This window comes from Rhodococcus sp. NPDC057297, assembly GCF_042667435.1.
GTDB lineage: Bacteria > Actinomycetota > Actinomycetes > Mycobacteriales > Mycobacteriaceae > Rhodococcoides.
On the sequence record NZ_JBHUZE010000002.1, the window covers coordinates 321,265 to 342,337 of the forward strand.

At 61.1% G+C, this 21,073-nt stretch carries 23 protein-coding genes and 1 tRNA gene; 14 read left to right on the forward strand and 10 right to left on the reverse strand.

The window, feature by feature from the left end; all coding sequences use genetic code 11:
* Positions 1 to 37 precede the first annotated feature (37 nt).
* The 3 genes from efeB to efeU are packed head-to-tail and all read right to left on the reverse strand — an operon-like array spanning position 38 to position 3,283.
* Entirely contained in the window at positions 38 to 1,282 is a 1,245-nt protein-coding gene (gene efeB, locus ACFULT_RS07460; protein WP_378481045.1) for an iron uptake transporter deferrochelatase/peroxidase subunit, read from the reverse strand.
* The gene (gene efeO / locus ACFULT_RS07465) at positions 1,263 to 2,429 is read right to left on the reverse strand and encodes an iron uptake system protein EfeO (protein WP_037143971.1); all 1,167 of its coding nucleotides are present in this window, start codon (positions 2,427 to 2,429) and stop codon (positions 1,263 to 1,265) included. Before efeO ends, efeB begins: the two co-directional genes overlap by 20 nt.
* Positions 2,426 to 3,283 carry an iron uptake transporter permease EfeU gene (gene efeU / locus ACFULT_RS07470; protein WP_037110691.1) on the reverse strand — a complete coding sequence of 286 codons (858 nt, stop codon included), beginning with the start codon at positions 3,281 to 3,283 and terminating at the stop codon, positions 2,426 to 2,428. Before efeU ends, efeO begins: the two co-directional genes overlap by 4 nt.
* A gap of 155 nt (positions 3,284 to 3,438) precedes the next feature.
* On the opposite strand from efeU, the gene ACFULT_RS07475 reads away from it, so the two are divergent.
* From ACFULT_RS07475 to ACFULT_RS07510, 8 genes are all read left to right on the forward strand, one after another.
* Positions 3,439 to 4,161: a lytic transglycosylase domain-containing protein gene (locus ACFULT_RS07475; RefSeq protein WP_378481046.1), complete on the forward strand. Its 723-nt coding sequence runs from the start codon at positions 3,439 to 3,441 to the stop codon at positions 4,159 to 4,161.
* A gap of 246 nt (positions 4,162 to 4,407) precedes the next feature.
* The gene (gene eno, locus ACFULT_RS07480) at positions 4,408 to 5,694 is read left to right on the forward strand and encodes a phosphopyruvate hydratase (protein WP_037110694.1); all 1,287 of its coding nucleotides are present in this window, start codon (positions 4,408 to 4,410) and stop codon (positions 5,692 to 5,694) included.
* A gap of 30 nt (positions 5,695 to 5,724) precedes the next feature.
* The gene (locus ACFULT_RS07485) at positions 5,725 to 6,405 is read left to right on the forward strand and encodes a septum formation initiator family protein (protein ID WP_230595799.1); all 681 of its coding nucleotides are present in this window, start codon (positions 5,725 to 5,727) and stop codon (positions 6,403 to 6,405) included.
* Positions 6,402 to 6,929 carry a DUF501 domain-containing protein gene (locus ACFULT_RS07490; RefSeq protein WP_033190784.1) on the forward strand — a complete coding sequence of 176 codons (528 nt, stop codon included), beginning with the start codon at positions 6,402 to 6,404 and terminating at the stop codon, positions 6,927 to 6,929. The genes ACFULT_RS07485 and ACFULT_RS07490 overlap by 4 nt, the downstream gene beginning before the upstream one ends.
* A complete protein-coding gene (locus tag ACFULT_RS07495) occupies positions 6,926 to 7,870 on the forward strand; it encodes a Ppx/GppA phosphatase family protein (protein ID WP_019664578.1) in 945 nt (314 codons plus the stop codon). The genes ACFULT_RS07490 and ACFULT_RS07495 overlap by 4 nt, the downstream gene beginning before the upstream one ends.
* 118 nt (positions 7,871 to 7,988) lie before the next feature.
* Complete coding sequence (locus tag ACFULT_RS07500; RefSeq protein ID WP_378481047.1) at positions 7,989 to 9,419, forward strand: short-chain fatty acid transporter; 1,431 nt, start codon at positions 7,989 to 7,991, stop codon at positions 9,417 to 9,419.
* Between the two features lie 46 nt (positions 9,420 to 9,465).
* Positions 9,466 to 9,539 (forward strand) — tRNA-Leu (locus ACFULT_RS07505).
* 209 nt (positions 9,540 to 9,748) lie between these two features.
* Positions 9,749 to 10,372: a mobilome CxxCx(11)CxxC protein gene (locus ACFULT_RS07510; RefSeq protein ID WP_378481350.1), complete on the forward strand. Its 624-nt coding sequence runs from the start codon at positions 9,749 to 9,751 to the stop codon at positions 10,370 to 10,372.
* A gap of 308 nt (positions 10,373 to 10,680) precedes the next feature.
* Here ACFULT_RS07510 and ACFULT_RS07515 read toward each other — a convergent pair whose 3' ends face one another.
* From ACFULT_RS07515 to ACFULT_RS07535, 5 genes are all read right to left on the reverse strand, one after another.
* Positions 10,681 to 11,739, reverse strand: coding sequence for an RES family NAD+ phosphorylase (locus tag ACFULT_RS07515; protein WP_378481048.1), 1,059 nt, complete (start codon positions 11,737 to 11,739; stop codon positions 10,681 to 10,683).
* Positions 11,736 to 12,722, reverse strand: a complete 987-nt coding sequence (locus ACFULT_RS07520; protein WP_378481049.1) for a sce7725 family protein — start codon at positions 12,720 to 12,722, stop codon at positions 11,736 to 11,738. Before ACFULT_RS07520 ends, ACFULT_RS07515 begins: the two co-directional genes overlap by 4 nt.
* On the reverse strand, positions 12,722 to 13,621 hold the full coding sequence (locus ACFULT_RS07525; RefSeq protein WP_378481050.1) for a sce7726 family protein: 900 nt from the start codon (positions 13,619 to 13,621) through the stop codon (positions 12,722 to 12,724). The genes ACFULT_RS07520 and ACFULT_RS07525 overlap by 1 nt, the downstream gene beginning before the upstream one ends.
* Positions 13,622 to 13,691: 70 nt before the next feature.
* Positions 13,692 to 14,891, reverse strand: a complete 1,200-nt coding sequence (locus ACFULT_RS07530; RefSeq protein ID WP_378481051.1) for a tyrosine-type recombinase/integrase — start codon at positions 14,889 to 14,891, stop codon at positions 13,692 to 13,694.
* Entirely contained in the window at positions 14,884 to 15,519 is a 636-nt protein-coding gene (locus tag ACFULT_RS07535; protein ID WP_378481052.1) for a helix-turn-helix domain-containing protein, read from the reverse strand. Before ACFULT_RS07535 ends, ACFULT_RS07530 begins: the two co-directional genes overlap by 8 nt.
* A gap of 143 nt (positions 15,520 to 15,662) precedes the next feature.
* Here ACFULT_RS07535 and ACFULT_RS07540 point away from each other — a divergent pair, with 143 nt between their 5' ends.
* On the forward strand, positions 15,663 to 15,860 hold the full coding sequence (locus ACFULT_RS07540; RefSeq protein ID WP_094724454.1) for an excisionase family DNA-binding protein: 198 nt from the start codon (positions 15,663 to 15,665) through the stop codon (positions 15,858 to 15,860).
* Between the two features lie 716 nt (positions 15,861 to 16,576).
* Here ACFULT_RS07540 and ACFULT_RS07545 read toward each other — a convergent pair.
* Positions 16,577 to 16,708 (reverse strand): hypothetical protein, encoded by a 132-nt coding sequence (locus tag ACFULT_RS07545; RefSeq protein WP_378481053.1) that lies wholly within the window; start codon positions 16,706 to 16,708, stop codon positions 16,577 to 16,579.
* 236 nt (positions 16,709 to 16,944) lie between these two features.
* On the opposite strand from ACFULT_RS07545, the gene ACFULT_RS07550 reads away from it, so the two are divergent.
* The 5 genes from ACFULT_RS07550 to ACFULT_RS07570 all read left to right on the forward strand — a co-directional run bounded on the left by ACFULT_RS07550 (position 16,945) and on the right by ACFULT_RS07570 (position 20,420).
* On the forward strand, positions 16,945 to 17,733 hold the full coding sequence (locus ACFULT_RS07550) for a ParA family protein (RefSeq protein WP_378481054.1): 789 nt from the start codon (positions 16,945 to 16,947) through the stop codon (positions 17,731 to 17,733).
* Between the two features lie 77 nt (positions 17,734 to 17,810).
* Positions 17,811 to 18,077, forward strand: a complete 267-nt coding sequence (locus ACFULT_RS07555) for a hypothetical protein (RefSeq protein ID WP_378481055.1) — start codon at positions 17,811 to 17,813, stop codon at positions 18,075 to 18,077.
* A complete protein-coding gene (locus ACFULT_RS07560; RefSeq protein ID WP_378481056.1) occupies positions 18,074 to 18,886 on the forward strand; it encodes a DUF2637 domain-containing protein in 813 nt (270 codons plus the stop codon). Before ACFULT_RS07555 ends, ACFULT_RS07560 begins: the two co-directional genes overlap by 4 nt.
* A gap of 480 nt (positions 18,887 to 19,366) precedes the next feature.
* Positions 19,367 to 19,936, forward strand: coding sequence for a hypothetical protein (locus ACFULT_RS07565; RefSeq protein ID WP_378481057.1), 570 nt, complete (start codon positions 19,367 to 19,369; stop codon positions 19,934 to 19,936).
* A gap of 178 nt (positions 19,937 to 20,114) precedes the next feature.
* A complete protein-coding gene (locus ACFULT_RS07570; RefSeq protein ID WP_378481058.1) occupies positions 20,115 to 20,420 on the forward strand; it encodes a hypothetical protein in 306 nt (101 codons plus the stop codon).
* 218 nt (positions 20,421 to 20,638) lie between these two features.
* Here the strand turns inward: ACFULT_RS07570 and ACFULT_RS07575 are convergent, their stop codons facing one another.
* Complete coding sequence (locus ACFULT_RS07575) at positions 20,639 to 21,007, reverse strand: Lsr2 family protein (RefSeq protein ID WP_378481059.1); 369 nt, start codon at positions 21,005 to 21,007, stop codon at positions 20,639 to 20,641.
* Positions 21,008 to 21,073 lie beyond the last annotated feature (66 nt).

Genomic DNA, 21,073 nt, shown 5'->3' on the forward strand with positions numbered 1-21,073 from the left:
GCGCCACGCACGCTGTCTGCTCGCATGAATGAACCATTCAAGCGAAGAGGGTAGACCCCCAGAACTCCGATTCACCCAAACCGGGCGGGCAGGCGAAGACGGCGGAGCCGACGTGTTGGATGTATTCGTTCAGTAGGTCTTTGCGTGCCAGGGCGAGCTGCATGGGCACGAATTGAGTGAGCGGGTCTCGGCAGTAAGCGATGAAGAACAGTCCAGCGTCCAGGTGGCCGAATCCGTCGGAGCCGTCGGTGAAGTTGTAACCGCGCCTGAGGATTTGGATGCCGTCGAGGTTCTCCTTCGAGGCGAGACGCACGTGGGCGTCGGAGTCGATCAGCAGTCCTTCGGGGCCTTTGGAGTCGAGGTCGAGAGCGTCGAATTCGTCTGTCAGACCCAAGGGTGCCCCGGTTCCCTTGCTGCGTCCGATGACTCGTTCCTGCTCCTTCAGCGTGGTCCGATCCCAGGATTCGATCAGCATGCGGATTCGACGCGCAACCAGGTACGAGCCTCCGGCCATCCATGGTTGATCGTCGTCTTTCCCGACCCAGATGAAATCGTCGAGCAACTCGGGATCCTCGGCTTTGAGATTGGCCGTTCCGTCTTTGAATCCGAACAGATTTCGTGGTGTCGCCTGGCTGGTCGACGTCGACGATGTGCGCCCGAATCCGAGTTGGGACCACTTGACGGACACGGTGCCGAATCCGACGCGGGCGAGGTTGCGGATGGCGTGGACTGCGACCTGCGGGTCGTTGGCGCAGGCCTGGATGCAGAGGTCGCCGCCGGAGCGTCGTTCGTCGAGATTGTCGGCTGGAAAGTGCTGCAAGTCGGCCAGGGACGAAGGCCGAAGATCCGCAAGCCCGAAACGGGTGAACAGTCCGGGCCCGAACCCGATGGTCAGCGTCAACGACGATGCGGACAACCCCAATGCCTCACCGGTGTCCGACGGCGGTCGGTACTCTCCCGCGCCGACGGCGCCACCATCGAACGTTTCTTCACCCCGGGTGAGCCGCTCCGCCATGAGCGTCCACTTCTGCAGCAGCGCAACGAATTCGTCGCGTGACTCGGTGGTGATGTCGAATGCGACGAAGTGCATGCGGTCCTGTGCCGGGGTGACGATGCCGGCCTGGTGCGCTCCGCGAAATTCCACGATGTCCGACGGCTGGTCCTCGTCCGACTCCGCGCATGCCGCCACGGCTCCCGTCCCGACGAGGGCCGCGCCCACCCCGACGGCGCCGAACAGGCGCCGCCGAGAGAAGCGAGAGGTATTACTGTCCGGCAACGACACCCTGTACCTGACTTACCTCGGCGGACAGTGCATCGATCTTGTTGGAGAGTTCCTGACGCTGGGGTTCGGTGACGGTGTCGTAGAAGACGAAGCCGTCGCCCTGGCGGTATTCGGCCAGTTCGGCGTCGAGCTCGGCGAAGCGTGCATCGATGGCCGATCCCAGTTCTGCGTCGTTCTGATCGATGATCGGACGCACTGCGGCGACTGCTGCCTGGGACCCGTCGACGTTCGCCTGGAAGTCCCACAGGTCGGTGTGCGAGAAGAAGTCTTCCTCACCGCTGATCTTGGTCTTGGCGACCTCGTCGAGCAATCCCTGGGCGCCGCCTGCGACCTGAATGGGGTCGATGGTGAAGTCCTCGGCCTTGACCTTCTCGGCGAGTTCTGTGATGTCGGCCTGAAGCTGATCGGCCATCTGGTTCGTGTCGGGCTGCAGGCCCTGCTCCCAGAGGTCCTTTTCGATGCGGTGGAAGCCGGTCCAGGTGTCACCGGGCTCGACGTCCGGTTCACGCAGATCGATGCGCGGGTCGAGGTCGTCGGGGAACGCTTCGGCAACCGGTTCGATTCGCTCGTAGTAGCTGCGGGTGATGGGGAACTGGGCCTTCGCGGACTCGATGTCGCCGGACTTCACGGCGGCGACGAACGATGCCGTGGTCTCCTGGAGGGCGTCGACCTGGCTGACGACGTATCGCTTGTAGCCGGTTGCGGCCTCGTCGAGCAGCCCGTTCTCGTCGGCCTGACGGACGGCGTCGCCGGAGACGACGAAGTCCGCGCGGATTCCGTCGCCGACCATGCCTGCCTTGCAGGCAGTTTGGTACGTGCCTGGGTCGGGAAGGGCGACGATGAGCTGACGCGTCAGGCCCGGCCCGATGTTCTCGACCTCGCCCATCACACGGTCGCCTTCGCCGTAGACGTAGAACTCGGTGACCTTGGTTCCGTTGTTCGTGATCTGGAACGTGGAGTTGCCGGTCGTTCCTTCGGACGTCGCGACATCGCACGTGGTGTCGGTGGCGGCGACGGCGATGTCGCCGGAACCGGACTCGGATCCGCCGTCGGACGTCGATTTCTCGGTGCAGCCTGCGAGGGCGAGCGGCAGAACCGCAAGTGCGGCCAGCGCGTAGGTGGTACGGCGCAAGGGAGTGCCTTTCATGAGGTGACTGCAGGTTCGGGTACACGAACCGGCCGAAGGAAGAGGTAGAGAACGACAGCGAGGTAGAGCACCCATCCGGTGACCTGCAGGACGGTGGGTTCGGGTCGGAAGTTGAAGATGCCGGCGAGGACGGTGCCGTACCAACTGGAGGCGTCGAACTGCGCGGTGATGTCGAAGGCCGTCGAACCACCGCCGGGCAGAACCCCGCCGATCTGCAGTGCACGGATTCCGTACGCGAGAATGCCTGCCGCGACGACGATCAGGAAGATGCCGGTGTATTTGAAGAACACCGCGAAATTGATACGGATAGCGCCGAAGTACAGCAGAACCGTCAGTCCGGCCGCGGCGACGATCCCCAGCAGAAGTCCCAGCAGCGGCCACGAACTGCCGCCCGTGTTCTCCGCGTATCCGACCATCAGCAACGCAGTTTCGACGCCTTCGCGCCCGACGGCGAAGAACGACAGCGCCAGGACGGCGAGTGGTCCGACGGTCAACGCTCGCTCCATGCCTGAGCGGAGCTCGCCGGAGATGTCCTTGGCGGCGGTGCGCATCCAGAGCACCATCGCGGTGACGATGCCGACGGCGACCAGCGAGGCGGCTCCGGCGATGATTTCCGCCGTCAAGCCCGTGACCGTCGACGTTCCGTAGTGGATGACGAAGAAGATCGCTGCCACCATCGCAACCGCCAGTCCGACTCCCAACCAGACCCACTTCAACGCGTCGCGCCGATCGGCTTTCACGAGGAACGCGACCAGGATCATCACGACGATGCCCGTCTCCAAGCCTTCGCGGAGGCCTATCAGCCCGCTCCCGAACATTTGGGTGGCGATGGGCGGAGCGGCAATGACGGACACGTTCGATGCTCCTGAAGCGTTTGCGAGAAAGGGTAGGGAACCCTCATGTGGTTGAGAGCAACATACACCCTCGAGCAGACGGCAAAACCTCTTTGACCTGCGCATACTCGGCGCTTTAGGTTTCTATTACTTTTGGTGTGCAGGATGGACCTGTGATGAACCGAGTGGCCTACACCGTTGCAGCGGTCGCAGTGGGTCTACTGGCTGCGGCGTGCGGCTCGTCGGAGCCGCCGCGTGCGATTCCCGAAGGCATTCCTCCCGGAGCGGGAACGCCGGTGCCGGAGATCGACTTCAACGCACAAGGGAGAACGGCGGACCTCCTGCTCGACTGGGCGGAACCACAGGCCGACGCCATGAACATCTCGGTACCGGCGTTGGCGGCATACGGGCATGCAGCCGCGATCATGTCGGACACGGCTCCTGGCTGCGGTATCGCCTGGACGACGCTTGCCGGAATCGGCTACATCGAGAGTCGGCACGGCACGTACCAGGGCTCGTCCGTCGCGCCCGACGGTCTGGTGTCGCCCGCGATTCGCGGCATCCCATTGGACGGCGGACCGGGCGTCGCCGAGATTCCCGACACCGACGGTGGCCAGCTCGACGGCGACCCAGTGCACGACAGGGCGATGGGCCCGATGCAGTTCATTCCCGAGACCTGGAAGAAGTGGGGTGTCGACGCCAACGGCGACGGTATCGCCGACCCCGACAACCTCGACGACGCCGCTCTCACCGCAGCTCGCTATCTCTGCGCGCGCGGAGGTGATCTGCGCACGGCGGAAGGGTGGGAGCGGGCACTCATGGCGTACAACCAGTCCGGGGTCTACCTCCGAGACGTCCGCGACGCTGCAGCCGCCTACTCAGTCGGCACCACTGCGTGACTCCCCAGGCTCCGCAGGCTCCGTTCCTGACTTTCCCTGGTCACTCCGCAGGCTCCGCTCCTGAATTTCCCTGGTCACTCCGCAGGCTCCGCTCCTGAATTTCCCTGGTCACTCCGCAGGCTCCGCTCCTGACTTTCCCTGGTCACTCCGCAGGCTCCGCTCCTGTGCGTCGCGGGGACGACAGGCGAGCGGCTAGTCTGACACCCGGCACTTACCCGCCCGCCCCCGTTACAAGGAGAAGCATTCGTGGCCATCATTGAGCAGGTCGGAGCTCGCGAGATTCTCGACTCCCGTGGCAACCCCACGGTCGAGGTCGAGGTCGCACTGGACGACGGAACACTGACCCGCGCAGCGGTTCCTTCCGGAGCGTCCACCGGTGAGCACGAGGCAGTCGAGCTTCGTGACGGCGGCGAGCGTTACGGCGGCAAGGGCGTCGAGAAGGCCGTCAACGCTGTTCTCGACGAGATCGCACCGGCTGTCATCGGCCTCGACGCCATCGAGCAGCGGGCCGTCGACCAGGCTCTTCTCGATCTCGACGGCACTCCGAGCAAGGCCCGACTCGGCGCGAACTCCCTGCTCGGCGTTTCGCTCGCGGTGGCGAAGGCAGCTGCGGAGTCCGCTGGTCTCGAGCTCTTCCGGTACCTCGGCGGCCCGAACGCCCACATCCTTCCCGTGCCGATGATGAACATCATCAACGGTGGCGCGCACGCGGACAGCGGCGTCGACGTGCAGGAGTTCATGATTGCGCCCATCGGTGCGCCGACCTTCAAGGAATCCCTCCGCTGGGGCGCCGAGGTCTACCACTCCCTCAAGTCGGTTCTGAAGGCCAAGGGCCTGTCGACGGGGCTCGGCGACGAGGGCGGCTTCGCGCCCGACCTGGCCGGAACCAAGGAAGCGCTGGACCTCATCCTCGACGCCATCGCCAAGACCGGCCTCAAGCCCGGCCAGGATGTCGCGCTCGCGCTCGATGTCGCGGCGACCGAGTTCTACACCGCGGGCACCGGCTACGCCTTCGAGCGCGCCACCAAGTCCGCTGAGGAAATGTCGGCGTTCTACGGCGAACTCGTCGACGCATACCCGCTCGTCTCCATCGAGGATCCGCTGGACGAGAACGACTGGGACGGCTGGGTTGCCCTCACCGAGAGCATCGGTGACAAGGTGCAGCTCGTCGGCGACGATCTCTTCGTCACCAACCCCGAGCGTCTCGAGGACGGCATCGTCAAGGGTGCGGCCAACGCGCTGCTGGTGAAGGTCAACCAGATCGGCACGCTCACCGAGACCCTCGACGCCGTCGAACTCGCGCACCGCAACGGTTACAAGACGATGATGAGCCACCGGTCCGGCGAGACCGAGGACACCACCATCGCCGACCTGGCGGTTGCCGTCGGCAGTGGTCAGATCAAGACGGGTGCGCCCGCTCGTTCCGAGCGCGTCGCCAAGTACAACCAGTTGCTGAGAATCGAAGAAGCCTTGGGTGACGCGGCGCGTTACTCGGGTGAGCTGGCTTTCCCCCGGTTCAATTACGAGGGATAGTTTTCGGTTCGATTCGACGAGGGTGGTTGCATGGCGGCACGACGGGGAAGATCCGGGACCAGCCCAGGTGGGCGTGATCCCCGGCCTCGTGGTCGCTCTGCATCCCGGGGCCGGACGTCCGGGGCTGCGTCGGGAGACGAACGCAGCTCCGGTCAGCCGGCGCCGGAGCCGTCCGATCAGGCGCGTGACGCCGTGGTCGGCGGCAAAGCAGCTCCCCGACGCGTGGGCGCGCGGGCTTCGTCCGGCGGTGAGCGCACGTTTCTCGGCCTGTCGACGGCCAAGGCCGTGGTCTTGGCCGTCGTCGTGTGTGCGTTGGCGTTGACGCTCGCGATGCCGCTGCGGACCTACTTCTCGCAGCGCGCCGAGCTCGAGCAAGTTCTCGCTGATCGCACCGGACTCGAGCAGGACGTCAAGGACCTGGAGCTCGAGAAAACGCAATTGAACGACCCGACGCGCATCGCATCGGAGGCTCGTACTCGTCTGCGCTGGGTCATGCCGGGGGAGACGCCGTACACGGTGCAGTTGCCGGGGGACGTCGGGCCGCCGGTGGACGACGTGGAAACGACCAAGCAATCCGAGGGCCCGTGGTACCGGGACCTGTGGGAGTCCGCGGTGCAACCGCAGGGGCCTGTGGAGGAACAAGAAGTGGTGCCGGATCGGGCTGTTCTGCCCGAGCCTGCCCCGGACATCGAAGGAGGACCGGTCGGGTGAGCTCGGCAGTCTCGAAGGAAGATCTCGACGCCGTAGCGGCTCAACTCGGACGCGAACCCCGCGGTGTTCTCGCCATCGCGTATCGATCCCCGGACGGTAGGCCCGGTGTGGTGAAAACTGCCCCCAAGCTACCCGACGGCACTCCGTTCCCCACGCTGTTCTATCTGACGGATCCACGGTTGACGGCCGAGGCCAGCCGTCAGGAATCCGCGGGTGTGATGCGCGAGATGACTCTCCGGTTGTCCGAGGACGAGGAGCTTGCCGCCGGCTACCGTCGCGCGCACGAGTCCTATCTGGCCGAGCGTAACGACATCGAATCTCTCGGAACCGATTTCACCGGCGGAGGTATGCCGGACCGAGTCAAGTGCCTGCACGTGTTGATCGCTCACTCCCTCGCCAAGGGGCCGGGCGTCAACCCGCTCGGTGACGAATCGGTGGCGTTGGCCGCCGAGACGTCGTTGCGCGGCACCGCAATTCCGGCCGACTGGCCGACCATCGCCGAACTTCGCGGAGAGACTTCATGACTCGGGTAGCAGCCATCGATTGCGGCACCAATTCCATCCGCCTGCTCGTTGCGGACATCAAAGACGGTGTCCTGACGGATGTTGCCCGCGAGATGCGCGTCGTGCGCCTCGGCCAGGGAGTCGACGCGACGGGTTCCTTTGCGCCCGAGGCGATCGAACGCACCCGCGTCGCGCTCGAGGAGTACGCCGGCATCATTCGCGAAGCCGGTGCGTCGGCGCTGCGCATGGTCGCGACGTCCGCCACCCGCGACGCAGCGAACCGCGACGACTTCTTCGCGATGACACGAGAGATCCTGGATCCCATCGTGCCCGGTTCGGTCGCCGAGGTCATCACCGGTGACGAGGAAGCACGGCTGTCCTTCGCCGGCGCCGTCGGCGAACTCGATGCCAAGGGTGCACCTTTCGTGGTCGTCGACCTCGGTGGGGGGTCCACCGAACTCGTTCTGGGTGATCGCAAGGGTGTGCGTGCGGCATTTTCCGCCAACATCGGGTGCGTCCGTCTGACCGAGCGTTTTCTGCACTCCGATCCGCCCACCGCCGACGAGATCGCCGGGGCACGCGCATACGCCCGCGAGAAGTTGGAGGAAGCGTTCGAGGACGTCAACATCGGCGAGGCCTCGAGTTGGGTCGGCGTCGCGGGCACCATGACCACCATCGCAGCTATCGCTGCAGGTCTGCAGGAGTACGACGCCGACAAGGTCCATCTGACGCGGGTGTCCTTCGGGGACCTGTTCGACGTGTGCGACCGTCTGATCGGGATGACCCGCGCAGACCGAGCGGCGTTGGGGCCCATGCATCCTGGACGGGTCGACGTCATCGGTGGCGGTGCCATCGTGACCAGCGTCTTGGCCGAGGAGTTCGAGCGTCGCGGTGCCGTCAGCACCCTGGTGGTCAGTGAGCACGACATTCTCGACGGCATCGCCCTGTCCGTGAAGGCGTAGTTCTGCAGATTCGCAGGTAGTACCTGCGGCGATGCTCCTTGCATCGGTGTCCGATTCGGTGAACTCTGTGACGTGCGACACGCACGCGCAGGGGACTACGCCGAAACGAGGATCATCGATGACGACGACGCAGGCACCCGCCGAGAAGGGCTTGGCACGGCTCGCGCAAGGATTGGCCCGAGCAACCGAGAAATGGTTCCCCGACGCCTACATCTTCGCTTTGGTGGGCGTTGTCGTCGTCGCGGTGGCGGCGTTCGCGAACGGATCGTCACCGCAGAACGTCGTCGACGCCTTCGGCGGTGGTTTCTGGGATCTGACGGCGTTCACTCTGCAGATGGCGATGGTGGTGCTCACCGGGTACGTCGTTGCGACGTCGCCTCCGGTAGCGCGGTTGATCACCCGGCTGGCGCTACTGCCTCGTTCACCCAGTAGCGCAGTGAGTTTCGTGGCCCTGCTCTCCTGTACGGTGTCGTTTCTGAACTGGGGATTGAGTTTGGTCTTCAGCGGTCTGCTCGCTCGCGCGATAGCACGACGGTCGGACATGCACGCCGACTATCGGGCTCTCGGCGCCGCGGCATTCATGGGGCTCGGTGCGGTGTGGGCGCTCGGAATGTCCTCGTCCGCGGCACAATTGCAGGCAACTGCGAGTTCCCTGCCCGGACCGCTGCTGCAGATCACCGGTGTTCTCGATTTCGGCAAGACCATCTTCACGTGGCAGTCGTTGGTGACCTGTTTGATCATCACGGTGATCACCGTCGTGATCGCGCATCTGTCCGCTCCGAAGGGCGCGGCGATCAAGACTGCGGAGAGCATGGGCGTCGATCTCGACGACACGATCGACGAGCCTGCTCCGCGGTCGCGTCCCGGCGAGTGGCTCGAGTACAGTCGGGTCCTTCCGTTGCTGATCGGTGCAATGACGCTGGGATGGCTTGTGTCGCAGCTACTGACGTTGCCCGTGCTGTCGGTTGTGTCGAGCCTGAACGGTTATCTTCTGGTTTTTCTGATCCTCGGTCTCGTCCTGCACGGAACGCCCAGAAGGTTTCTCGACGCAGTGTCCAAAGCAGTGCCGGCCACCGCAGGCATACTCGTTCAATTCCCGCTGTACGCGGCGATGGCTGCCATTCTGGTCGAGGCCGAGGGACGGGGAGGCGTCACGATCTCCGAGCACCTCGCGAACTTCTTCACCGACATCGGCAGCGGCGGCGGCTTTGCTGTGGTCATCGCGATCTACACCGTGATCCTCGGGCTGTTCGTGCCCTCCGGTGGAGGTAAATGGCTGGTCGAAGCCCCCTACGTGATGCAATCGGCTACCGACGTTCAGATGAACCTGGGCTGGACCGTCCAGATCTACAACGTTGCCGAGGCCCTGCCGAACCTCATCAACCCGTTCTTCATGCTTCCGCTGCTCGCAGTACTGGGCCTGCGGGCACGCGATCTCATCGGATTCACGTTCCTACAGTTCATCTTCCACTTCCCAGTCGTCCTGCTGCTGGTGTGGCTCCTGGGCATGACCTTCGACTTCGTGCCACCGGTCATCCCCGCCCAATAGTGGACCGATATGATCGTCACCGCTGGAACCAGCGGTCCCAGCAGTCGCCCCTATAGCCCAATTGGCAGAGGCAGCGGACTTAAAATCCGCACAGTGTCGGTTCGAGTCCGACTGGGGGCACAACGAAGGTGCAGGTCAGAGGCTGTGAGTGTGCGAGGTGGACGTCCGAACTAGTCCTCCGATGTCACAGATTGTCACAAGTCAAAATAACTGGGTTCGGCGCCAAGTGCATTCCGGCGAACAGCGGTGTCGAACGCAGGCCTCATGGTTGAACCTTCAACGCCGCGAACCGGAGAATGAGCAAGCGGACGAGACCAACAGACGAGCACATGGGGCACGATGGGGGAGTGACGACGTCCAACTCGCCAGCTGAGAGATTCGACCACCTACGACGAGAGTGTTGGGACCGTGCGCTCGCGGCGGACGGCACTGCCAAGCTCTTCGAACTGAGGGCACGCCGTCTCAATAGTCGCCTGACGGCACTTTCCTTCGCGGGGTTCGCAATCCCAATTGTTGTGGGGGGAGTAGTGGCCATAGGTGCCACAGTGTCTGCGCTCTCAATTGTGTTGATCGTGTCTTCGGCGCTCGGACTGCTTCAGCTTGTGTGGAGTTTGTGGTCGCTGATCTCCAGGTGGAGCGAAAAATCATCTCATGCCGTTCAGTCGATGATGACTAATCGGCAACTAGCAGAGGGCTACTCTCGGCTTGCAACTGCGCCTCCAGTAAGCTTGGGGGCGTTCGAGGCAGCATACGGGTTGATTGAGGTTCAGGACTCTGCTCAACGCAACAGTGATCTCTCTCAGCAGATATCTCAACAAGAGAAGCGCTTCGGGATGCATTCGGCGCTACTCGGGCGTCAAAAAGCGTGTGCAGGATGTACCATAGTACCCAGATCGCTTAAGCCGACTGACTGTGGAGTGTGTGGTGACTACCCCAAACGCTGGGCCAGGTAAACGAGTGGGTACAGTTTTGAACGGGTTTTCGAACCTCACAGCTCATGAGCAACAAGAGTTTATTGCGTTCGCAAATAGGTACATTGCGGGTAGCGACAATGAACGATTGGCGTTTCGAAAAAGCTTCGATGCTAGCAAAATTTCGTTAGGTCCGACTGGTGCTACTTGTGCTTGCTGCGGCCGTTGATCTTCGCCGGAGTGAAGGCACTGGCGTCGTGATTAGTCGACACGCTCGGAGCCTCGCCAAAGCAACTACCGGCTGAATTTCATGCACACACGCGATGTGTGCTCTAGATTCGGTACCGTTGCTACTTCACGGAGTGCGTAGCCACCGGTTCGATCTGGATTGAATTTCTTGTAACTGTGAAACACTCGACGGCGCTGCCGCAGTTAACCAACTCATCGTCAAACAATACCAAGTTAATGCCAGTGGGTTGCAATGTACTTGGATAAATGACACCGCTCAGCCCCAAGCTTTTGACAAACTCGCACAAAAATTGGGTCGAAATATAGTCCAAATTTGAATCAGATGAACGCGCAGGTATCGAGATTTCCGTGCGCAATCTATGCAATACTGCACGCGCGTGTAGGTATCCGGACACGCTGTCGTCACTTCCTGATACAAACGGGTTAATCGATTCGAGCGTCTCAAGATCGAGTGTCCGAAAATCACGACGGGCGGTGAAGCCAGCCATAGAGATGTATTCGTTCATCCCAGCACGGCATTCTGCAACGCAGGTCTCTTTGTCGAATGCTAGGTACAAGTGAGGAATTCCCGCGGGGTTTCCGCGGCCGCCCCTTGCTAGCGAGTGAGGAGGCATTCCCATTTCTTCGGGCTGTAGAGGTTGTGGTTCTTTGACGGGTCTGCCTCGGTAAAGTGTCGTGCCAGCTGAGATCTTACGCCAGTTCTGGCCGATAATCTCACCAAGCGGTTTGAGTTTGGAGTACGGAGTATCGTTTGGTGGGAAGAACCTATTTACCATTCTCAAATGGTTCACTATTCGGTCCCAGTCTTCGATTAGGGTGTGTGCGTTGGACCCGAGTCGGTGACCTACCTTGACACTGCCGTCCAAAAGTGGGTGCCCATCGCGAATTACACCTCGAAGAAAGCGTGCGACCGTAGTTCTGTCTTCGAATCGAAAGAAATCCCAGTCGGAAACGAGGCAATCCTCGATTGAAACGCCTCTTGGGTCAACCTGGTAATTATCCAACAACTGAGCGAACGAGTCTTCCCATTCGGATAGGTCCCACACAAATCCGTCGCATTCTTCCGGCTTGCAGAAATCACAACTTCCACGCTCGGGTCGTGCGGTCGTAAGAGCTATAGGTCCCCCGTGGGGTTTGAAACAGCTTCGGCATCCTTTCATGGCAGCTTCATCGCATCTTTCATTACGTATACGTGGTTTTGAATCGAGATCTTTTTGACACTGCCAAGCCCTGGGAATGATCGATTCTCGAGGTGCGCCTTGAAAGCAGCGATTGCAGGGTTGTCAAGATTTTGGGATTTAGCAAATCGAACAAGTTTTGCGAGAGCCTCTCCAAACTTGCCGGCCGTATCCGAAGCGTCGTCATTAGAGTCTGAGCAGAAATGCGAGATAAAGATGGGTCCAGCAGCCGATTTCTGGTAAGTGAGGTGTATGGCGACTGCCCAGGGAAGTCGTCCCCCGTCGCTGTAATCGTGGCCCACCGTTTGATAATCGCACAGCCCTAGCCAATTTTCTTCGGCCTGATATATTGCATCAGCGGAGAAAAGTTGCTCTGGCCGACTGATATAGTCAAGATTTTTGGGCAATTTAACGAAATGATCTTTCCATCGAATGAATGGTACGTCTCTCCATTTTTCGTAGATTTCGGGCAGACTTAACAAATCCACATCGTACAAGCGCTGAAGTTCGCGGTTTTCGGCGAAGTTTGCTGAGATTTGCGAAATAAGACCGGTGGCCACTAATTGAGGAATCTGTGGATTGTAGCTCTTGTGAAAGAGATAAATTGGAAGCTTTGGTCCGCGCCGATTTGACAATAACGCGAAAATCTTCTTCAAGTCGACAGTTGCGTCGACGAGTACACCGGTAGCGGCAATGCTCACCCCAGTCTCGGAATCTTCGAGGAACTTGAGGATCTTCTCTACACCGTCCGAAGATGAGTATTCACCGACAAGGGGGTTAATGATCAGGGTTGTTCGAACCCCTTCTTTGTTCAGAGCCGCCAGGGTCCTGTCGAGGGCGCCGTTGTCAAGGGGTCTAACTGGCTCAATCACAGGCTGGATATCGCCGGCAAGATCGCCACGTTCCGCGAGCTCTTTGATAGCAAGTAGTTCGAACTGTTTTCCGCGAAGATATGGGAAGTACATTAGTCAATCCGCTCCATGAGCCAGGAATCGATTCGTTTGTACTCGATTCGAGTCGGGTTCAATTGTAAATATACGTGGCGTAGTGCAGTGCAGGGCATCTTATCAAAAATCGCTGGATGCTTTAAGGTTCGTTGCCTAAGAGTGTCTTCATACAGTTTTTGGAATACTTGCTCGCCCATTTGGCTTGCGATGTGCATATGAGTTCGAAAGTAGTCAACCGGATAGGCCTTCAACTTGTATCCCAGCCACTTGGACACTATGGTTGAATATTCTGCTTTTCTCAGAGATTTCATCATAGCCTCAGTGTCTAGATGATAACAGTTCTCTGTTGCGAGCTTGGTTTCGGATAGGTGGCCGCGTTTTGTCAGTGCCAGTATTCCAACACTGGTGTCCCCAAGGATGTCCAGGTAACGTTGATTTTCTGAGTGGTCCACTACGACATAAAGATAGCGAAATGCCTTGTAATAGTCGATTATCTGTTTGTTTAGCTTGGCTGGCGAGTCCAGCTCTGTCTTGATCTCGTATCCGGTCGCTCGTCCGTTGACGATAATAGTGTCTATACACGACGAACCTATCGAGAACTCAGTCAGTATGGATGCAGATGCCGGACTATGTGGACCTAGGAAGCGCTTTTGCGCGAGCGCAGACTTGTACACGTGCTCGACTTTGTGTGTGGTCGCCAGATACCTATGAACCGAATCGATCGCGTCGGCTCGTGTCGAACCCGGCTGCACTAGTCCGACGGTAGATAGTGAGTGCAGCGCACGATCAACCGTGGGAGGACGATCGCCTCGCATCACTCGCCTGAGAGTGGCAGGGGAGACAACTGTCTTGGCTTTGTGGCCAACCGCTGCCTGGGTAAGAATTGGACTCCCCTTCCTTGTTGTTGCTAGGAGCATAGCGATGAGGCGGTTGTGCGTCCGATGAGGCTCGCGGGTTAGGCATGGATGAAGAGTCGAGATGCGGAGGTCAACTGAAGCTGCCTGCGGCTTCAGCTAGAGCGTCTTCCTGGGAGTGTGCGTACACGCTGAGCGTGAAGGCAGCAGATGCGTGTCCGAGCCAGGCTGCGATCACTGCGATCGGAATACCCTGGAGATGCATCAGTGTCGCGCAGGTATGGCGCGCATCGTGCAGTCGCACGTGCCGGAGCTTGGCGTTCTCGAGAATCTTCCCCCATCTGAAGGTAAGTAGATTCGGGTGCACGGCGTGACCGGAGGGGAGGCGCACCACATATGGGGTCTCGTCGTAGTCCGCACCGAGCAGTAACCTGTCTCGAGCTTGCTGGGCTTTGGCGGTCCGGAGTACCGCCTCTAATGGTTTCGAGATCGGTAAGGTACGTCTCGACTTTTTGGTCTTGGGAGGCCCTTCAACGATGGCCTTCCCGACGGCAATGCGGGTATTAGTCACCTTGAGCTTGCCTTTGTCGAGGTCGACGTCCTGCCACCGCAGCCCAGCGATCTCGCCTCGCCGCATGCCATGCATAGCGAGCTGCCAGGCCTGAGGTAGCTGCTCGCGCGCGATGTGGTGCAGAAGCTTGTCGACCTCCGCCCGAGTGAGCGTCTGCATCTCGGGCGTCTCGACCGAGAGGCGCTCGACCATCGCGCCGACGTTGCGGATGACGTTCCCCTGTGCCATCTGATCGGCGAGGATCGCAGTCACGAGGCTGAGCATGTAGTTCACGGTGCGGGCAGACCAAGGCTTACGTGGCCGCCCGCTGGGTGACGGCAAGCCACCCTCTCGCAGGTTACGAACGAGCGACTCGATGTCGGGCTTGGTCAGCTTCTGAATCGGGATTTGCCCAAGTTCCGCGATGACCGGCTGCAAATTGGTTCGGTGGCCGTGCAAGGACGACGGTTTCAGTGAGTGTTTGGATTCGAGCCAGTACTCGATCGCCATTGCGACTGTCAGTTGAGACGTGTGCACGTAGAGACCGTTGTTGACCGAGTTCAACGTAGCGGCCAGGGCGGCCCGGGCTTCTTGCTCGGTCGCGTAGCGACGGCGACTTTGCGTTCGCCGTGTCACCGACTTGGAAAGGCCGGCCTCGTCGACCTTCACATCGATCCGTGTGCCGGTGTCGACGGTGACTTCATACCGAAGAACGGACCGCCCAGACTTGCGGTCCCGAATACTTACCTTTCGGATCTGTGGAGGAAGCTGCTGTCTAGGCATCGTATGCCTCCTCGCCAACGGCCATGTCGAGCTCTGTCATCTGACGGAAGAGTTCCTCGGAGCGTTTGCGAGCTTCCTCGTACATGAACTGCATGGCTTCGATGTGTTCAGCGGATTCCCTCTTCGACAGACCGTTTCGCAGCTGGACGCGAGCCTTGCGCATGGCCTGCAAGGCCTGGAGCCAATCGCGGACGATGCTGACCCGGTCGTTCTTCGGATCGAATTGTTGACGTGCCCACACTTCGAGTGGCTCGCCGTTCTCGTCGTCGACCCAGTCGTCGGTGGGTTTCATCAGCCCTGCTTCACCGCTGAACCAGCGCAGTGCGTCGTGCGACTCCTGATCTAGACCAGGGAGGACCTCGACGTTGCCCTTGGGGAGATTCGGGTACACGAGCTGAACCGGTGAGACCCCGAGTGCCGCTGCGAGAACGAGCAGTTCAGAGACGTCGAGGCTCTTCTTTCGGCCGTTCTCGAGGTCGGCGACGACGGACCGCGAGATGCCAAACCCGATGTCGTATGTGCGATCGGAAAGTTTCGCAGCAGAGAGAGCTGCATGTTCTTTGCCGCGTAACCGCCGGACCTCGCCCGCGATGCGCGCGACAAGATCCTCTGCCCAGGACTGCGTCATGATTACGCAGTCTAGCGGAAATATCGATGGGGTTGTGGCAATGGGGCGCAGTTGCTAGCTTGTGGTGGTGTTACTTGGACTGGAGGTTCGAGTGGCCTGAAATGAGTAGCAACAACACAAACGCTCTCAGGGAGGAAAAACCCATGTCACGACGGCTGTACTCAGTTCCGGAAGCGATGGCGCGCACGGGACTCGGACGCTCGAATCTGTTCAACAAGTTGGCATCAGGCGAGATTCGCAGCGTCAAAGCGGGCAAGCGACGCCTGATCCCCGACACCGCAATCGACGAATACATCGAAGGACTAGAGGAAGCGGCGCGCACCAGCTCCGTCGTCGCCTGACATGCCCTTGACTCCCGACCCATACGAAATCGAAACGCCCCCGGCGATTCTCGGTGTTACTAGCACCGAGGCCGGGGGCGTCGTCGAAACCTCAACCCTGCTGGAAGGAGTTTCTGCATCGGATACTAATCGGTCCTGATACGCCTTTCAAGGTGTTTCGCAGCAACTCACCGTAGATCGGCCAGCATCTCGACGCCGGCCGACTACGCTGACGGCTGCCTCTGGATTCGCCGCGACAACGGGTGAATCCATCTGCGTACGTGCCACTTCGACGATCACTAGCTGTGAGGCATCCGGTACAGGTACCGGCGTGTCGTCGTCGTGCGCTCTCGCAGCGTCGTTTTCTGGCAGTGCCCGACGTATAACCAGCCTGCCGCCGGCCTGTGCACCCTGTTCTAAATCCTCGACGACCGGCCCCGAGGCACCACTGGCTTGACTGATCATCGATCCGGTGGCGATACCGATTAGCCGCGCGTCCGAGATGACGCGGGGCTACCGGGCGTGGAGCGGACAACGCGGGTGCGGAAATTGGGGTGACACCCATGGGGGGTCCGAGAGTAGCAGGGCGAAGCCCCTTGTCTTGCAGTCAGATACCACCACTGGAGGCTACCGATGAGACCTGCCCGAATCCCCGCCCATCCCCCCATCGCCTACGCGCACCGAGCACACGACCCACGGTGTTCATCCGGATCATAAGCATCCGTCGACAACCGGGATCAGACCCGCACAGTGCCACCGCGGGCGTCGACCTGAAGCACACCGAAATACACACCGGCCACCGACCTCAGACGAGTGACACGCATCGTCAGCGTTCGTTCGAGGTCGTAATTACCCGTAAGGAGCGACATGGACGAATCACCAGCAACGCACCTGGCACCCAATTCGCTGTCACCCCATACGCACAACAGGCGTAACACCAGAAATACCCGCGGCGCTTCCCAAGCACCTCACGCACCTAATTCACCCCACACCCGCAACAGAGCCATGTCGTCCATTGGTTCCTGTACCCGCACAGGACGCCATGCCTCTAATTCTCCTAATACGCCCCTTTCGCCCATTGCCTCCCATGGAAGTGAGACCTCCCATGCCCACTGAAGTGATCGCGTTCTGCAACCAGAAGGGCGGAGTGGGTAAGACCACTACCGTCTTTCACCTCGCCCACGCCGCAGCACACGCTGGCCTACACACTCTGGTCGTCGACATCGACCCGCAAGGCAACCTCAGTACCGTCTTGGCGAAGGACCCGCTCGCACGCGACGACGTCGGTGTGGCCGACGTCCTGTCCGAGGGGTCGGCGACGACCATCGCTCACGCCGCCGTCTCGACCCTGTGGCCCGGCGTCGACCTGCTGCCGACCGTGCCAGGCACTGAATCCCTCGCCTACGTACGGGATCAACTGGTCATAGCCGGCGCCGGACGCGAACGTCGGCTCCGCGACGCCATCGACAGCCTCGGCGAGACCTACGACCTTGTCCTCATCGACTGCCCACCCAGCCTGGACCTGCTCACCATCAATGCACTCGTCGCCGCACGAATCGCCGTCGTGGTCAGCCAATCCGCGCTCTTCTCCGCCAACGGGCTCGCGCGGCTCCGTCGAACACTCACCGAGGTCAAACGCAGCTACAACCCCGACCTCGAACTGCTCGGCGCGATCATCAACCTCCACGAAATCAGCACCATCAGCGGCCGCGAACAACTTACCGAAATCGCCGCGAACATCACCATCCTGGGCGACACCATCCCCAAACGAGTTGTCATCAAAGACTCCATGGAAGCGCAAACCAGCCTGCCCGACTGGGGAACCACCCAAGCCCGCAGCCTCGCCACCATCTACCGCGACACTCTCACCCTCCTGACCGGCGGAGATCGCTGATGCCGAGGCCGGAACGACTCAAGAGCGCACTGGTCGAATCTAGCCCGATCGCCCCACCCACCGGCACGCAACAGCCAATGAACGTTGTTGCGCAACAGGCCGACGCGCAACTGGACGTGGACGCAAAGCGCAAACGCTCCTACTACCTCTACCAATCCACCATTGAAGAGCTCCTCAATGCCGCCGAAGCACTCTCTGCAACACCGGGGGCTCCGCGCGGTCCATCCGACCTCGTCAACGCTGCAGTCGAGCAGTACCTCGAGGTGTTGCGCAACACCTACAACGACGGGCAGCCATTTCCGCAACGCACCGGCCCACTCGCGAGAGGACCGAGAATCCGATGAGCAACCATCATCGCCCGCACTCCGACGTGCTCCCCATTCATCCTCGTGTCCTGCAGTGGGCACTCGTCACCGCAGTCGTCCTGACCGTCGGAATCGCCGGCGCATCGTTCTGGCTCAGTTTCGCTGTCCTGCGTGACCTCGCCGCAATGGCCGGGCTCGGCGCAAGCGAAGCCTGGGTGATTCCCGTCGTGCTCGACGGTGCCATTGTGTCGAGCACCGTTACCGCGATTGCGTTGTCGAACCATGTCGACGAACGCACGATCCGGGGTCGGCGTTTCGTCGTTGCGGTACTGGTTGTAGCGGCCGCAACATCGATTGCGGGCAACGCGTACCACGCCGTACTGACCGCGAAACTGTTGTCGGCCATCGTCTCTGCGGGTATTGCCACCATTGCGCCTATTGCCCTGCTGGCGATGACCGAAGTGCTGGCCGTCATCCTGCGGGCACCGCGCACCACGAGCGTCCCGGTCTCGGCCGAGGTCGATGCACCGTCGCCAGTCCCGCCGTTGCGCGCCGAGGTGGATCGCGAATCGAAAGCTGATGCGTTCCATTCGGTTGTCGATGCCCACAACCACGATGAGCTCGAGTTGCCGATCGAACTCGACAATCCGGACGACGGAGCTCTCTCTCCAGAGGTGGAGGAGACCGCGCGTCTGCGCCATGCGCATAGGGAGTGGTCATGGGCGCGTATCGGGCAGGAGACCGACGGTTCGGTCGCATCGACGGCAATGCGCAGGTACCGCAAATGGCAAGAGTCGACATCCCAAGTGCAGTCTGCATCCGACGATCATGCGGTGGCAGTCGAATGACAGGAGCTACCGCGGCATGAACGTGCTCACCTTCCGTCGCTCCCGCACAGTCACGTGAGCATTCGGGCGAGTAGGAGGGGGCCGGTTCGCCGGATCGATTACCCCGTCGCCGGCACCGCGACGCCGTGACACGAGAGGGCAGGAATTCAGAGACCCGTCAGCTCAGGCGTGGGGATAGGGCCACCTTCGGTGTCCGCCGAATCGAACTCCGCTGCGCGTCGCACTGAAAGAGGAATTTCTTTCGGGCATCTGGCTGCCGGTGAGTCTGCATCACCCGGGGACGCCGATTCAACCCCTGGCGTCGCAGGCTCCGGCCGCGGCTCCGAACACTTTTCAAAGCCCTGCGGTGAAAACTGTCCGGCCCAGGCGTTGACCCGTCGTCCCGGTCGCTGCTGTCTCTCCTCACGCCAGATGACGGCGAAAAAAATTGGCAGAGAACAGGGCCGGGGGAGCCGGTCCCGTGCGAGAGGGGAGCCCGACATGGCAAAGTCCGAAGGCAAGACCACCACCCGTAAGAGCACTGCAGCAGGGCGAGCCCAGACGCCGGCGATCGTCACCCACACGACCGTGATTGTCACCGGACCACAGACCGCGAGCATCACCATCACCGCAGCCGGTACCGAGGACGCACAGATGGTCGTCGCGTTCGGCCACCTCATGATGACCTTCCGCAGCGCCGAGGCAGTCAGCGGAGTCATCGCCGGATTCGCCACCATCCGTTCATCACTCGTCGGCGCGGACGGACACGCCCCGTACCCGCGACAGCCAGGAGCCGATTTCGGTGCACCCGCGATCTCGATCGTATGGCTTCGCAGTCCCGAACACACCGTCGTACCAAGCAGCCGCTACATCTCGGACCAGCGCCGCACCGTGCACTGGGTCGACCTGCACATGGGACCGGTCACCTGGCGCATCACCGACCGCAGCGGATACGACACCCTCATGGACGAGTTCCGCCGCGTCCATCGCTCCGCAGTCGGCATTTTTTTGGACGGGGGCCGATTCCGCCGCGACCCATCCAAGGTCCTCGACGCGTTCGACTGTGCCTGAGCGCCCACTAGCACAGGTTCGACCCCGCGCCCGCGGGGTCGAACCTGTTCATCCACAACGTTGTTGTTTATCCACAGATCACTGTATGGCGCTGCCAGCGTCGCACGACTCGCTGCGCTCCTCGTGCGACGCTGGCACAACGAATAACTCACCACCTGTTGGAAAGGAACCGACGCCCATGATCACTTGGACAGTCACCACCCACCCGGAAAACAACCCCGAATTTCTCACCGCTAGCGGAGCCGAATTCGCCCTGATCGATGCGAAACGCGCCGCGGCCGACGCTGTCCGCTACGCACTCCTCGATGCGATCGATCACGCGTCACCGGACAACGGCTGCGCCCCGTCGTATCTCGTCACACTCGATGGAACGTGCGCCCTCATCGTCGGACTCGGCCGCTGCCATCCAGCGAACTACAACGGCGTCCTCGACAGTCTCGAACGCTTCGACGGCTCAGCGCCACCGCACCTGCTGTACATGTAACGCGCACCCAGCCGGTCGACGTCGCAATGTGACAACAAAGCACGGGCAGTGCGCGCGACGGACGGGGCCGGAGCGACTAACGCGGACACCTTTGTGCCTGCGGAGCTGCGCACTGTGTTCGGCGAGAGGCTGCGCCCCTCACGCTCCCCGCCCCGGTTCGTTTCGCGCTGCTACGTGAGGCTGCGGTGTGCTAGGGGGTCTGTGGTCGCCGAAAATGCTCAATGAGCGGCGTTGTAGGCCTCTTCGATGTCGGCGGGAATGCGCCCGCGCTCGCTGATTTCATAGCCTTCATCGGACGCCCACTGGCGGATGGCTCTGGTTTGCGCCGGATCACGCTTGGTCGAGCTCGCCGTCTTCGCCGCCAATGCTGTACCGGCCGCGGACGGTTTACGGCGGCGACCACCGACACGGGTTGCGTGCTCGATGTAATAGTCAAGCTTGCGGTGAAATTCGGTTGCGTTCTTCGACTTCAGATCGATGACGTATTCGACGCCGTTGACTGCGAATTCGATGGATTCGCCTGATCCATTCTCGATAGCCGTCCCGTCCAGATCGTCGATAAGGGAAGTGATGATTTGTGTGGCCACAGTTCTGTGTATCTTTCTGAATCGGGCAAAATTCCGGCTGGGCATCAATAAAACAAATATACACGC

Excerpts from the sequence above, each read along its gene's own strand:
- ACFULT_RS07560 (WP_378481056.1), top strand. The coding sequence starts at position 18,074 with ATGAGCAACCATCATCGCCCGCACTCCGACGTGCTCCCCATTCATCCT.
- ACFULT_RS07520 (WP_378481049.1), bottom strand. The coding sequence starts at position 12,722 with ATGTACTTCCCATATCTTCGCGGAAAACAGTTCGAACTACTTGCTATC.
- ACFULT_RS07545 (WP_378481053.1), bottom strand. The coding sequence starts at position 16,708 with ATGTCGCTCCTTACGGGTAATTACGACCTCGAACGAACGCTGACGATG.
- ACFULT_RS07510 (WP_378481350.1), top strand. The coding sequence starts at position 9,749 with ATGGGGCACGATGGGGGAGTGACGACGTCCAACTCGCCAGCTGAGAGA.
- ACFULT_RS07570 (WP_378481058.1), top strand. The coding sequence starts at position 20,115 with ATGATCACTTGGACAGTCACCACCCACCCGGAAAACAACCCCGAATTT.
- ACFULT_RS07475 (WP_378481046.1), top strand. The coding sequence starts at position 3,439 with ATGAACCGAGTGGCCTACACCGTTGCAGCGGTCGCAGTGGGTCTACTG.
- ACFULT_RS07555 (WP_378481055.1), top strand. The coding sequence starts at position 17,811 with ATGAACGTTGTTGCGCAACAGGCCGACGCGCAACTGGACGTGGACGCA.
- ACFULT_RS07525 (WP_378481050.1), bottom strand. The coding sequence starts at position 13,621 with ATGCTCCTAGCAACAACAAGGAAGGGGAGTCCAATTCTTACCCAGGCA.
- ACFULT_RS07515 (WP_378481048.1), bottom strand. The coding sequence starts at position 11,739 with ATGAAAGGATGCCGAAGCTGTTTCAAACCCCACGGGGGACCTATAGCT.
- ACFULT_RS07485 (WP_230595799.1), top strand. The coding sequence starts at position 5,725 with ATGGCGGCACGACGGGGAAGATCCGGGACCAGCCCAGGTGGGCGTGAT.
- ACFULT_RS07550 (WP_378481054.1), top strand. The coding sequence starts at position 16,945 with ATGCCCACTGAAGTGATCGCGTTCTGCAACCAGAAGGGCGGAGTGGGT.
- ACFULT_RS07500 (WP_378481047.1), top strand. The coding sequence starts at position 7,989 with ATGACGACGACGCAGGCACCCGCCGAGAAGGGCTTGGCACGGCTCGCG.
- ACFULT_RS07530 (WP_378481051.1), bottom strand. The coding sequence starts at position 14,891 with ATGCCTAGACAGCAGCTTCCTCCACAGATCCGAAAGGTAAGTATTCGG.
- ACFULT_RS07535 (WP_378481052.1), bottom strand. The coding sequence starts at position 15,519 with ATGACGCAGTCCTGGGCAGAGGATCTTGTCGCGCGCATCGCGGGCGAG.
- ACFULT_RS07540 (WP_094724454.1), top strand. The coding sequence starts at position 15,663 with ATGTCACGACGGCTGTACTCAGTTCCGGAAGCGATGGCGCGCACGGGA.
- ACFULT_RS07565 (WP_378481057.1), top strand. The coding sequence starts at position 19,367 with ATGGCAAAGTCCGAAGGCAAGACCACCACCCGTAAGAGCACTGCAGCA.
- ACFULT_RS07495 (WP_019664578.1), top strand. The coding sequence starts at position 6,926 with ATGACTCGGGTAGCAGCCATCGATTGCGGCACCAATTCCATCCGCCTG.
- efeO (WP_037143971.1), bottom strand. The coding sequence starts at position 2,429 with ATGAAAGGCACTCCCTTGCGCCGTACCACCTACGCGCTGGCCGCACTT.